The 12,528-nt window shown below is 58.4% G+C and carries 9 protein-coding genes; 3 read left to right on the top strand and 6 right to left on the bottom strand.

Features of this window, described 5'->3' with window-relative positions; all coding sequences use genetic code 11:
- Window positions 1-281 precede the first annotated feature (281 nt).
- From NKK50_RS28150 to NKK50_RS28125, 6 genes are all read right to left on the bottom strand, one after another.
- Window positions 282-1,913 (bottom strand): ABC transporter ATP-binding protein, encoded by a 1,632-nt coding sequence (locus NKK50_RS28150; RefSeq protein WP_023694068.1) that lies wholly within the window; start codon window positions 1,911-1,913, stop codon window positions 282-284.
- Entirely contained in the window at window positions 1,903-2,787 is an 885-nt protein-coding gene (locus NKK50_RS28145) for an ABC transporter permease (protein WP_023690446.1), read from the bottom strand. Before NKK50_RS28145 ends, NKK50_RS28150 begins: the two co-directional genes overlap by 11 nt.
- Window positions 2,784-3,830 carry an ABC transporter permease gene (locus NKK50_RS28140; protein WP_023673826.1) on the bottom strand — a complete coding sequence of 349 codons (1,047 nt, stop codon included), beginning with the start codon at window positions 3,828-3,830 and terminating at the stop codon, window positions 2,784-2,786. The genes NKK50_RS28145 and NKK50_RS28140 overlap by 4 nt, the downstream gene beginning before the upstream one ends.
- A gap of 87 nt (window positions 3,831-3,917) precedes the next feature.
- Entirely contained in the window at window positions 3,918-5,624 is a 1,707-nt protein-coding gene (locus tag NKK50_RS28135; RefSeq protein WP_245262808.1) for an ABC transporter substrate-binding protein, read from the bottom strand.
- A gap of 22 nt (window positions 5,625-5,646) precedes the next feature.
- The gene (locus NKK50_RS28130; protein ID WP_023690448.1) at window positions 5,647-6,000 is read right to left on the bottom strand and encodes a Rieske (2Fe-2S) protein; all 354 of its coding nucleotides are present in this window, start codon (window positions 5,998-6,000) and stop codon (window positions 5,647-5,649) included.
- Window positions 6,001-6,011: 11 nt separating this feature from the next.
- Window positions 6,012-7,094 (bottom strand): amidohydrolase family protein, encoded by a 1,083-nt coding sequence (locus tag NKK50_RS28125; protein ID WP_031201701.1) that lies wholly within the window; start codon window positions 7,092-7,094, stop codon window positions 6,012-6,014.
- 129 nt (window positions 7,095-7,223) lie between these two features.
- Here NKK50_RS28125 and NKK50_RS28120 point away from each other — a divergent pair, with 129 nt between their 5' ends.
- The 3 genes from NKK50_RS28120 (at window position 7,224) to NKK50_RS28110 (ending at window position 11,048) form a co-directional block, all read left to right on the top strand.
- A complete protein-coding gene (locus NKK50_RS28120) occupies window positions 7,224-8,081 on the top strand; it encodes a LysR family transcriptional regulator (protein WP_023690450.1) in 858 nt (285 codons plus the stop codon).
- A gap of 210 nt (window positions 8,082-8,291) precedes the next feature.
- Window positions 8,292-9,248, top strand: coding sequence for an FAD-binding oxidoreductase (locus tag NKK50_RS28115; RefSeq protein WP_198027084.1), 957 nt, complete (start codon window positions 8,292-8,294; stop codon window positions 9,246-9,248).
- A 1,068-nt stretch (window positions 9,249-10,316) separates the two neighbouring features.
- Window positions 10,317-11,048, top strand: a complete 732-nt coding sequence (locus NKK50_RS28110) for a hypothetical protein (protein WP_023694064.1) — start codon at window positions 10,317-10,319, stop codon at window positions 11,046-11,048.
- The last annotated feature ends 1,480 nt before the right edge of the window (window positions 11,049-12,528 follow it).

Raw genomic sequence — 12,528 nt, 5'->3', positions numbered from 1 at the left:
AGGAAGCTGGCCGGCAAGATATGGAAGCAGACACGATAGCCGATCAGCTCGGCGAGATCGTGAAGTCCACAGCAGACAAGACCGAGCATGCCGTGCGCGAACGTATTTCCGATACGCCTCAGCGTCAAACCTAGCCTGATGGTCCTGGATCAGCGATAGACGGTTCCAGAAGGCGTGCATAATAGTCGCGCTGATCGCTGCGCGTGGAGCTCGATCATGCCCTTCAAAGCACGTGGAAGATGGGCGGACGGGGACTTAATTCCTGACCACCTTGCAACCTGTCAGATTTTCCGACTGGCCAGCAATCTTGTCAGCCAGTCAGGATCCATTTCGGGAACAGAGGACAAAAGCCGTTCGGTGTAAGCGGCATGCGGAGGTGTGAGAACCACGCTCTTCAATCCCTGCTCGACGACTTTGCCGCCGTGCATGACGACAATCTCGTCTGCTATCGCGCGCACCGTGGCAATGTCATGGGTAATGAAGATGTAGCTCATCCCGAGTTCACGCTGTAGGCGCATCAGAAGCTTGAGGATCTCCTCCTGCACAATTTGGTCGAGCGCGGATGTGATCTCGTCGCAGATGATAAGCTCCGGTTCGGCAGCCAATGCCCGCGCAATGCAGACGCGTTGTTTTTGGCCACCTGATAGCTCGCCAGGTAGACGTTCCAGAAAATCCTCGCTCATCTCGACCAGGTGCATAAGTTCGCTTATCCGGCGATCTCTCTGCGCGCCTTTGAGGCCGAGGTAGAATTCGAGTGGCCGCTCTAAGACTTCTTCGACCGTTTGGCGCGGATTAAGGGCGTTGTCGGGCATTTGATAAATCATCTGGACGCGACGCAGGACCTCCTTGGGCCGCGCCTTCAGGCTCTTGGAAAGGAGCTGGCCTGCGAAAGAAATCGAACCCGAACTTGGCGGCAAGAGTCCGGTAACGACTCGAGCGAGCGTCGATTTCCCAGAACCGGATTCGCCGACCACAGCGACTGTTCTTCCGCGCGGAACCTTGATGGAGACATCCTGGAGCACCTTGACCCCTCCGGCATAAGCCGCGGTGACGTTGTCTATCGTCAAGAGATAGTCATCGGCTGGAACTTCGGGCTTGGCGAGCTTGCGGACTGCCCAGAGCGTCCTCGTATATTCCTGGCTGGGGGAGGCCAGCATCTGGCGTGTGTCAGCCACCTCCACGGTAACTCCGTGTCGCAGAACCATGATGCGATCCGCCATTTGCGCCACCACCGCCAGGTCATGCGTTACGTAGATTGCAGCAGTACTGAATTCCTCAACGATGTTGCGAATGGAGGCAAGGACTTCAACCTGCGTGGTCACATCGAGCGCCGTTGTTGGCTCGTCGAATATTATGAGGTCCGGTCGACAAGCCATTGCCATCGCTGTCATGGCCCGTTGCAACTGCCCGCCTGAGACCTGATGAGGATAGCGAAAGCCTATGCTCTCGGGTACTGGGAGCTGAAGACGCCGATAAAGATCCACGGCGCTCCGGTTCGCCTCTTCCCGGCTGACGATTCGATGCGCCACCGCGGTTTCGATGGTTTGTTCCAAAAGTCGATGTGCCGGATTGAAGGAGGCCGCCGCGCTTTGCGCGACATAGGCAATGCGGGAGCCCCGGAGACGACGGCGCCCCTTTTCATTGACTGCCAGGAGATCAATCCCGTCGAACAGGACCGAGCCCTGTGTGATCCGGCAGCCCGGTTTGGCATAGCCCATTGCGGCAAGGCCAATGGTGGACTTGCCGGCGCCTGACTCGCCGATTAGGCCAAGAACCTCCCCCCGCTTCAGCGTAAGATCGATCCCGCGGACGATGGGATGCCACTGTTCGTCCGAGGATCCCTCCACATGCAGATTGCGGATTTGCAGTAGATCCTTTCCTTTTTCGCGTGAGCCTGGATCGCTACTTTTCATCCCGCAACCCGCTTGTTGCGTGCAGGTACCAGTCCACAACGAAATTTACGGATACGGTAAGAAGAGCTATCGCGCCGGCCGGAAGCAGCGGCGTGACATCGCCGTAAGTGATCAGGGTTGCGTTCTCGCGCACCATTGATCCCCAATCGGCCGTCGGCGGCTGAATACCGACTCCGAGGAACGACAGCGCCGCGACTGTCAGGAACACGAAGCAGAATCGCAAGCCGAACTCGGCGACCAGTGGAGGCATGACATTGGGAAGGATTTCATTGGCGATAATCCATCTCGGTCCCTCGCCGCGCAATCGCGCCACCTCGACATATTCCATCACGGCCACGTTAAGCCCAACGGCGCGAGAAAGCCGAAAGACACGGGTGGAATCGAGAAGCGCAATGATAACAATCAGGCTGGTGATCGACGAGCCGAAGATCGACAGAAGCACCAGCGCGAAGATCAGACTCGGGATCGACATCAGCACGTCCACCGCACGCGACAAGATCTGGTCGAGCCACCCCCTATACAATGCGGCAAGGAGGCCGAGCGACACGCCTACCGCGAAGGAGAGCAATGTAGTCGCGACCGCGATAGCGATGGTGTTGCGCGCACCGTAGATCAAGCGGGTGAGCATGTCGCGGCCGAGCTGGTCGGTTCCCAATTCGAATTCCTGATTCCACGGCGCGAAGGCTTCGCTGAAGACCTGCGTCTCGCCATATGGGGCTATCCAGTGCGCGAAGACCGCAACAAGGACGTAGCCAACGATCACCACGATGCCGAACCATGCACTAAGCGGTGCCTTCTTCAGCGCTGTTGTCGCCCGGCTGGCACGCGAGCGCCTCAGCCTCTGAACCGCCGCGATAGATTGGGATCTGGTCATCGTGGGTGCAAGAGCCTGGGGTTGGTGGCGATGGAAATAATGTCGGCCAGCAGGTTGAGAAGGATGTAGGTCGCGGCGAAAATCAGGGCACAGGCCTGGACAACCGGAACATCCCTGGATTTTACCGCATCAACCATCAGTTGGCCGATCCCGGGATAGACGAAAACGACCTCGACCACGACCACTCCGACGATGAGATATGCCATATTGAACGCCACGACAGTGACGATGGGAGCCCAGGCATTGGGCAGGGCATGCCTCAGCACGATCACCATCGGGGACATTCCCTTGAGGCGCGCCATATCGATGTAGGGGCTTGCGAGCATGTTGATGATGGCCGCTCGGGTCATGCGCATCATGTGGGCCACGATCACGAGTGTAAGGGTGATTGCCGGCAGCGCCACTTTCCAGAGGTGCTCCCAAAATGGGGTCTGATCGTTCACATTCGACAATGTCGGAAATTTGGGAACCGCATTGAGTGCCCAGGTCAGTGAGATACTGAGCCAATGGGGCAGGGATTGAGCGAAATCGGATGCAATGAACGTGTCGCGCGAGATCACCAGGTAGGCGAGCATATAGGCGACGAAAAACTCCGGGAACGAAATAGTTGTCAGTGTCACGGCATTCACCAGCCGGTCGAACCAGCCGTTGCGGTACAGCGCGGCGAGAATGCCAAGCCCAAGCGCCAGCGGAACCGCTATCAGCGCGGTCACCGCTGCAAGAAACATCGTATTGTAGAGGCGTGGCGCGATGATCTCGGCCACGGTACGCCGATATCCGGTGCGGCTCGCGAACGAAGAGCCGAAGTCGCCGTGAAGCATTTGCGCGACCCAGACGAAATAGCGCTCGACAGGCGGACGATCGATGCCGATTTCCCGCTGAAAGGCGGCGACCGTTTCGGGCGTCGCCGACTGCCCGAGCGTGGCCTTGGCGAAGTCGCCCGGAAGCATCGCGATGGCAGAGAAGATGATGATGGACACGATGAACAAAGTGACCAGGCCGAGGCCAAGGCGCTGCAGAACCGTTCTTGCGACGGGGTTCATGTGAGTGCCGTCTCCCTTTGGGCGGCAGTCCTGCACTCGGAGCAAGCCGACCGGAGCCTCACAACCATCGTGGCCCCGGCCGCCTTTTCATGCCGTGGCGATCCACCAGCGTTCGGCCATTTTCAGTCCATCGTTCTCCCAGTTGGGCGCCACTTCGCCATGTGCGAGCTTTTTGGATTGGGCGCTGACGAAATTGTTGAAGACCAGCACGATGCTGCCGCCATCGTCGTGGGTTAGTTGCTGCATCTCGGCATACATTCCCGCTCGCTTGGCCTCGTCCGTCTCGGCCCGCGCCTTAACAAGCAATTCGTTGAAATGGGGATTTTTCCAGAACGACTCATTCCAGCTGGAGTCCGCGGCGAAGGCTTGCGTGAACATCCAGTCGGCCGTCGCTCGACCGCTCCAATAGGATGCGCACCAGGGTTTCTTGAGCCAGATATTGTCCCAATAAGCGTCCTCGGCCTCCCGCACGACATTGACGTCGATGCCGCATTGGGCTGCCGTCTCGCGAATGAGCGAAGCCGCATCCACCGCGCCTGCAAAAGCGGCATCGGCGACCGAGAGATCCACCTTCAGGTTCTCCATTCCGGCCTTTTTCAGGTAGTGCTTGGCTTTTTCCGGATCGAAGTTGTGTTGCGGTTGCGGATCCTTGGCGAATTTGATCGCTGGCGCGATCGGGTTGTCGTTAGCCACGGTGGCGTGGCCGAGAAAGATCTTGTCGACGATTTCTTGGCGATTGATCGCCCATTTCAATGCCGTTCGCACGTCTGGATTATCAAACGGCGCCATCGCGGCATTCATCGGCAAGGTATAATGTCCGTAGCCGGTGACCTCGACGATTTCCACCTTCGGATTGCGTTTCAACATGCCGAGGGTCTTGAGGTCGGCGCGGCCGATATAGTCCACCTCGCCCGTCGACAAGGCCGCCATGCGAGCGGCAAGATCAGTGATGGCGATGAATTCCACCTCGTCGAGATAGGGCTTGCCGTTTTTGAAGTAGTTTGGATTGCGCTTGAGTTTCGCCGAAACGCCGGGCTGGAAATTCTCAAGGAGGAAAGCGCCGGTGCGAACCCCTGAAGCCCAGTCCGCCTTGCCGTCCTTGGCTGGCATGATGACCAGATGGTAGTCACTCATGATGTAAGGGAAATCGGCGTTGCCGCTCTTGAGCGTGAAGACCACCGTTTCCGGGCCGTCGGCCTTGATCCCGGCGACGGACTCCAACAGCGACTTCGCCGCCGATTTTGTGTCCTTGCCCATGTGATATTGCAATGACGTCACGACGTCATCCGCCGTCACAGTCTTGCCGTTGTGGAAGGTTGCGCCTTTGCGCAGCTTGAAGGCCCAGGTCTTGGCCCCATCCGAAGATTCGAAGCTCTCGGCGAGGTCCGGTTGGACATTGCCTTTGGCGTCGACCTCAGTGAGGCTGTTGGATAGCGAGCCCGAAAACGCGGTTTGTGTGAACGTATCGGGGTAGCCGGCCGGATCGATTGAATCCGTCGTCGCGCCATGAGCCATGCCGAGCTTGGCGAAGCCGCCGTGCATCGGTTCGGCACGCGCCCTGGCGACGAAGAGCGTGTCGGCGGCGGCGACCGTCAGGCCTGCGGCTATCCCAAGATGAATGAAGTCGCGGCGGGAAACTTTGCTGCCACCGACCAGGCTTTGCGCGAGACCAAGCTTGTATTCAGATTCTGACATTTGACTCTCCCATTGCGGAGTTCTCCGCGTTATTTTTTTCAAGCACCTGCGAACAAATCTGCTAGTTGGCTTCGGCCATCTTTCTTCGAATTTTTCCAATCCCAATCGGCTTTTGGGCCAATCAGGCCGTCACATAGATGCTGCCGGCTTCGACGGTGACTGGAAATGTGCGAGCGCGAATGGACGGATCGACCAAGGCTTCACCTGACTTGATGTCGAATTCCCAGCCATGCCAGGCGCATCGAACGATCTCGTTTTCGCGATGATAGATGAATTGCGCTTGTTCAACGGGCGCGGTTGTCCCGCATTGCGGTCCCTCGCAAAGTGGAGCGCCGCGGTGCGGACAGACATTCAGCAGCGCGTGGAATGAATCTCCGATGCGGAAAATCCCGACCGAAAGGCTGCGGATCTTGGCGATAAACGGAGATCCTGTTTCGATCTCGTGGACGCGGCAGATATATGTCTTCTCGGGCATCGTATGGTTCCTCAGGCAGCATTCGCGGCTTGCGCACGGGGGATGCGTTTGTAGACTTCCAACGCATTCAGTCCCATGATCTTGCTCTTCCAGGCAGGAGGGATTTGCAGCGTGTTGGCATCGTCGTAATCCCAGTGCGGATAGTCCGACGCAAACATCAGCGTGTTTTCCCCGTCCATCGCTTCGAGCGTGGACCAGAGATGTTGGATGTTTGCAGGTTGCTCCAGCGGCTGCGTGGAAAAGCGGATGTTGCGCCGGCAATATTCCGATGGCAGCATCTTCAGCCATGGCGTCTCTTTACGCAGCGCTTTGTAGTCGGCATCCAGGCGCCACAGGACCGACGGAACCCAGGCGACACCGCACTCGATGATCACGAAGTAGAGGTCCGGCCACTTCTCGAAGACGCCATGGGCGATCATGCTTGCCACGTGCGACATCGCGGACATGTGCAAAATGGCATGCGTTTCCCAGAAGAATGTCGTGGGCGCAGGCGCAATGGCAGTTGAATTCACGCCGCCATGCCCGCCCAGATGTATGGCGAACGGCAACCCTACTTCAGCGCAAGCTTCGTAGATCGGATGGTAGAACGGGTCTCCATACGGCTTGACGGACCCTTGGGAAGCGAGAACCTGGACCATACGCGGATAACTGCCCAGACGGCGTATCTCGGCGGCAGCGAGCTTCGGATCCTGTGGTGCGATGATGATCGAACCCATGAAACGATCGTCTTTCGGCAGCCATTGGTTGATCTGATAGTCATTGTAGGCGCTGACCAGGGCGCTGGCATAGTAAGGATTGGCGAGGGTCGACGCCTCGATCGGCTCATCGCCGGTGAGGATCGCCACGTCGACTTTGTACTTGTCGAGGTGCTTCTCTTTCATGATGAGATAATTGTCGGCTTCCGTCTTCGGACGGACGTCCTTGCGGGAGAAGTCCTGCGGATGAAACCAGGGGCGATGGCCATGCGGAAATGCGCCGACTGGACCTGTTTTCTCGCCCTCGGTGAACATGTCTTTCCACAAGCCGGAAAGGTATGGCGTCAACACGGTGGCGCTTGACCAGTAATTGTGACAGTCGCAATCAACTATGAACACTTTGTTCCGCTCCGTGGCCCGTCCCGGCGGTGCGCCGGCCGATGATCTGGTGCAGCTTCCCCCTTGAGTATTGTTTGATCAAGCTTATGGTAGGCAGGAACATGATCGAATTTTTCGATCGGGATTTCCATGCAGCTTGATCACATCGAAACCTTTCTCGACATCATCGAATCGAGAAATTTCAATCGCACCGCAGATCGGTTGGGCTTAACCCAATCGACAATCAGCACCCGCATCAAGAACCTGGAGAGCGCAATCGGATCTGAACTGTTCCAACGCGGACGCGCCGGGGCAGAGCCGACTGCCGCAGGGCGCCGGTTCGAAGCCTACGCAAGATCTCTGGTATCCACTTGGTCGCAGGCTCGCCACGATGTCCGGGCCTTCAACCGTTTCGAAGGCACCTTGCGCGTTGCCGCCCAAGTGGGCATGACCCGCTCAGTCCTGCCCGGGTGGGTCGAAACCCTGTGCCAAGCACTTCCGAAGTCCTCAATCCATGTCGAGTCGGATTATTCGAACCAGATGGTCAGCGACCTCAGCATGGGAAACCTGGATATCGCGGTGCTTTATGCCCCCCGCTACTTGCCTGAGATCGCATACGAGCACCTGATGGTCGAGGAATATTTAATGGTTTCGACTGCCGCCAGAAACCTGTCGGACGTCGATCCCGACACCTACATCCGCCCAGGCTACACCGTCGTGCTGGAGAAAACGCACGCAGAGATGCTGGCTCAATTGGCGATCTGCCGACTTTCGACCGGATCGGAAGCTCTGGCGGAGATCATGCTCCGGCGAACGGGCGGCACTTGCTACATGCGCAGCGATGATGCGCGCAGGTTTACCGGTGAGATTCCATCGTTCCTGGTCGAAGGAGCGCCGACCTTGCACCAGCCAGTCCATACGGCGATACTGGCACGCCGCAAACACGAACCGATCATTCGCAAAGGCATCCGTGCTCTCCATCTCGCTGTTATGTCGCTGGAGGTTTAATCGATATTCCCGATCATAACGCTGGGATAATATTGCTGTTCAGCGGGGTAAGAACTGGCATGTTCGCTCGACCTAACGCCGAGCCGCACGATGAATGCATACGCCTCCATCCAAGCCTCAGATGTCGTGCCCACCATGCGTCAGCGGCGATGGGCACAAAAGACGCGAGATATAGTGCTCTGCCGTCGCGTGATAGACGAGACGCACGATGTGAAAACATTTGTTCTCACATCTGCCGCTGGTCGGATGTTCTGCTTCAGCGCGGGCCAGTATGTTCTCGTGCACCTCAGGATCAACGGCGCCACAATAACGCGCGCCTACTCGGTATCGTCACCGCCGACGCGACCGCTTGATCTTCAGATCACCGTGAAGCGAACGCAGGGCGGGCTCACTTCCAACTGGATCCATGACCATTTGACGCCGGGCAGCGAGATCGAGATCGAAGGGCCGCTCGGTTCGTTCAATCTGGATAAATTGCCGTCGGAGAAACCTGTTTTCCTTTCGGGCGGGAGCGGCGTGACTCCGACCATGTCAATGCTGCGTGCGCTTACAGACCGCGCAGACGACAGGGAGATCCGCTTCATTCACAGCGCGAAAACCCCAGGCGACATCATCTTCCGAGCGGAACTGGAAGCACTTGCCGCTCGCTTTCCCAATGTTCAAGTGACTTTGGTTTGCGGCCAGGGAGGTCCCGCTTGGACGGGTTCAACCGGCCGAATTGATGGTCGGATGCTGCTGAGCCTGGTTCCCGATCTTCACAAGCGCACCGTTTTTGCCTGTGGGCCCGAAGGATACATGAAGACGGCACGCGCCTGCCTTGATGCAATAGGCTTCCCGCCGGCGCAGTATCACGAGGAGAGTTTCGGAGGCAGCAATGGTTCTCGGTCGGAATTGGGCTTGGCGATTTCGTCTTCGGTCCGTTTTGTCCGCTCGGGTGTGGAGCATCGCTGCGCGCCCGGAGAGACCCTGCTGGACGCGGCGCGGAACTGTGGCATCTACATCCCAACCGCCTGCCAGCAGGGCGTTTGCGGAACGTGCCGAATAGCCAAACTATCCGGCGAGGTTACCATGGACGATTTGGGCGGACTGAATGCTAAAGAGAAATCTGCCGGCTATGTCCTGGCATGTTGCAGCCGCCCGCGAGGGACGGTTTTGCTCGATGCTTAGCTCGGCGTTGTTGACTGTTGGAAGATTCCGTCGGCGCACGCATCGGCGTCAGGGTCTAACCCAACGGCTCGACGCTCGAAGCTGTCAGTCCGTTATCGGCCCCCAAATGAGACGTTGGAAGCATTGAGGGCAGGGGACAGTTCGTGGCGCAAACGAGATAGCAGCTCCGAGTAGTCATCGCTGTTCGCGAAACGGTCGATTTCTGGACATCGCAATGTCGGGTATGGACTAACGCGCTATCTCGGCTCGAGGACCCATTCAGGTACGCGCCTGACATTAGGTATTGAGCATAGATCCGTGCGTCCCGGAAAGCGGACGCGGCACGATCCGGGTTAGGCGAGTAAGATAATACGCTCGATGACGGCGGCGCGCGCGGGAACGTCGCAACCAAGGATGAAGCTGTTGCTGGAGTCGAGCGGGCATTCACGCGGCCATGCCGGAGCAGATCGGCGCTACGACGGCCCAGCAGCCTTTGTCGCGGGGGGTTGTGTGCGTCAAGTTCTGCAAAATGGGGCAACCATGATGCTGGTCCTGCGGCTTGGCGCAGAGCGACCAGCGATCGCCATTTCCGATGCCAGCGCCTAAGCCTTTTATGAGACCTAAGCGCAGCTTGCCGGCCGCAGCATGGTCCCAATTTGGGACGAATAGTTTGGCACCCATATTGCACCCACATCTTTCGCCGGCTGATCCCCGGTCCTGATCGCGTACTCTGATCAGGTGTAAGGCTCGCCGGGCTCGAGGTTGTTGGGGTCTTCGCCCGGCGAGTTGTCTGCCAATGCGCAGTCACAGCCACATGGTGACGCCATACTCCGAAATGCCGCAAGCATTCCGCGGTTGTGCATCGCCCGACCAAGGTCGATCGGTATGGGACTTCAGTCGCGCTAAAGGGGGATACGGTCTGCGACTCCGGATTTTTTGCTAGATTTCAGAGGGTTACAAAGCGCTTCGCAGTCGTCAGTCGCTCATTGCAACAAGCATTTATCTAAAGTTCATTCAGTCGAATTAGGAAACTCTTATAAGCCGCTCTATAACGAATCGGCGAGGTGGCTATTCGCCTGAGGAGGTACCATGACATCCCGAAAAACCCTTTTGGCGGCGCTTGCCGCGCTTGCGCTAGTGACCGCTCCTGCTTTCGCTGGTGCGGGTGGAAACGGTGGTGGTCACGGCAATGGTGGTGGTCACGGCAATGGTGGTGGTCACGGCAATGGCGGTGGTCACGGCAATAGCGGCAAGTCCGGCAACGGCGGCGGGAAGTCCGGCAACAGCGCTTCGCACGGCAAGTCGGCATCGGCTCACGCCGGAAAGAAGGCCTCGGGCGAAGACCAGGTCGCCGTCGACGACATTGAGGTCGCCGCGACGCCTAAGGACAAGAACATTCACGCCAAGCTTGGCCGGCTGAACTCGCTGCAGCGCAACATCAACGCTTATATGAACTCCAAGAGCAAGAAATTCGCCGGCATTCAGGCTTATGTGACAGCTTCGGCTGCCGCCAAGGGCGCCCAAGCCGCGGTAGATGCCGCCCAAGCGGAAGTCGACGCGTTGAACGCCAAATTGAACGACCCGAATACTCCGGCCGACCAAGTCCCGACCCAGGAGCAGATCGATGCAGCGCAGGCGGCGCTCGATGCCGCCAATATAGCGGCGGCCGATGCTGCTGCCGCCGTCCCATCGCTGGATGACGCGCTCGCCGATATGGCCAACAAGCCGGTCGACGCCGAGGTCACCGAATGGGCCAACAGCGTGCTTGCCGAGAAGATCGACGAGATGGCTTCCAAACAGGATCCTGCGCCAACGCCGTAAGACCGGTCACCGCTGAAACGACCCTAGTCGAACGTGCAAGCCGCCGGGTCACACCCCCGGCGGCAGGGAGACGACGAGCTTGCCACCTTTTCTCCTCTTTGAGGGCGACCCCTAAACAAGCGGAGTCGCTACCGACGCTTAGGAACAAAAGTGCCGAAATACCGTGTTGAGGAGATCGCAGCCGATGCCGTGACGGCCACCCACACCGTCAACGCGAAAACTCCGATCAGGGCGGCGCGCGAAGCGGCGGAACGCGAGGTCATTCTACGCCCGGCCACATCTTCGAATACAGCTCAGCCTGTAGGGCGGTCCATACCCGGCTGGCCGCGGCTCACGCTGGTTTCTTGAAACGCACCATGCCGTCGACCTCGATGCGCAAGTTCGACTATTGACCCGGACCAGGGTTCTCTCGGTCTGTTTGAGCGAGGGGGGAAGCAATACGATTTCCTGGGCGTGCCGCTTGAGGCGTTTGTCGCGTTCAAATCTGCCCCACCAAGGGCCGCTATTCAACAATCACATCCGCAACCAACTATGCATTCCGGCTCGCCCAAGAAAAGGCTGCAGGCTCCTTGGACGATTAAGGGAGGTTCTTTCAGAAAAACGGCCCGCGCTGATCGAAGGGCGCGGGCCGGTCCGTTGCCGCCGGTCGGCAGCGGGAGGCATCCATTCCGGCCGGTGCAAATCAGCCCCTCCCGCCACAATTAGCAACCTTCGGCAGTCGTTTTCATCTGTCCAGGGGCTGCGGACTTGGCACTGGTGTCATCCTGTTGACCAGGAGCGGCCTGCTTAGCACTGCCACTCTGCTGGCCGGGCGCACAGTCCTTCGCTGAGTTCGAATTGGTCGACTTCGTTGTGGTCGAATCCGTGTTGTTATCTGTCGTCGGCATCGTTGTGGTAGTGGAGGAGCCACTCGACGTCGTCCCTGTTGTCCCTGTCGTCCCCGCGAACGCAAGCCCGCTGGAAAGAGCCATCATGGCAGTGGCAAAAAGAAGCCGTTTCATTCTTCATCTCCTAATGGCAAGTAATGTCCCTTCCATTCGATAACGGGGGATGCGAAGGATCGGTTCCAACGCGACCTTGTCTTGACCGGCAGCTTTGGGGCGGCCGTTAGCGGACTGGCAGCCTTCACACGGCGGATCTTCGGTAGCTGACATTCCGGCTAGCGCGGACATCGCCTTCCCCATGGGCAGAAATTAGTCTCCTGGGGCCCGCCCACGTTTCTCTCAAGCCACCGATTTCATGGCCGACAGGTTATCACGATGTGTCTGAAGGTGGAGAAGCTGATCGTCGCCCCTTGGTTGTGCAGCCCTTCAGCCGTGGGCCAACCTCCGAACACCCTTGAAAAAGAACTTGAAGTCGTCCCGCACCAGAGCGAACGTCTTCGGATGATCGGGATAACACGGCGGTCACGAGACACCTGTTCCCGCGTCTTTTGCTCGCTCGCCGGCGCAGCGGCAAATTGATCATAGACGGTACTAAG

This window comes from Mesorhizobium sp. M0001, from assembly GCF_040324255.1.
In the GTDB taxonomy this organism is placed as follows: Bacteria; Pseudomonadota; Alphaproteobacteria; order Rhizobiales; family Rhizobiaceae; genus Mesorhizobium.
The sequence above is the reverse complement of the archived record's forward strand: the minus strand, read 5'-3'. Positions and strand labels throughout refer to the sequence as shown.

Excerpts from the sequence above, each read along its gene's own strand:
- NKK50_RS28140 (WP_023673826.1), bottom strand. The coding sequence starts at position 3,830 with ATGAACCCCGTCGCAAGAACGGTTCTGCAGCGCCTTGGCCTCGGCCTG.
- NKK50_RS28110 (WP_023694064.1), top strand. The coding sequence starts at position 10,317 with ATGACATCCCGAAAAACCCTTTTGGCGGCGCTTGCCGCGCTTGCGCTA.
- NKK50_RS28145 (WP_023690446.1), bottom strand. The coding sequence starts at position 2,787 with ATGACCAGATCCCAATCTATCGCGGCGGTTCAGAGGCTGAGGCGCTCG.
- NKK50_RS28130 (WP_023690448.1), bottom strand. The coding sequence starts at position 6,000 with ATGCCCGAGAAGACATATATCTGCCGCGTCCACGAGATCGAAACAGGA.
- NKK50_RS28150 (WP_023694068.1), bottom strand. The coding sequence starts at position 1,913 with ATGAAAAGTAGCGATCCAGGCTCACGCGAAAAAGGAAAGGATCTACTG.
- NKK50_RS28120 (WP_023690450.1), top strand. The coding sequence starts at position 7,224 with ATGCAGCTTGATCACATCGAAACCTTTCTCGACATCATCGAATCGAGA.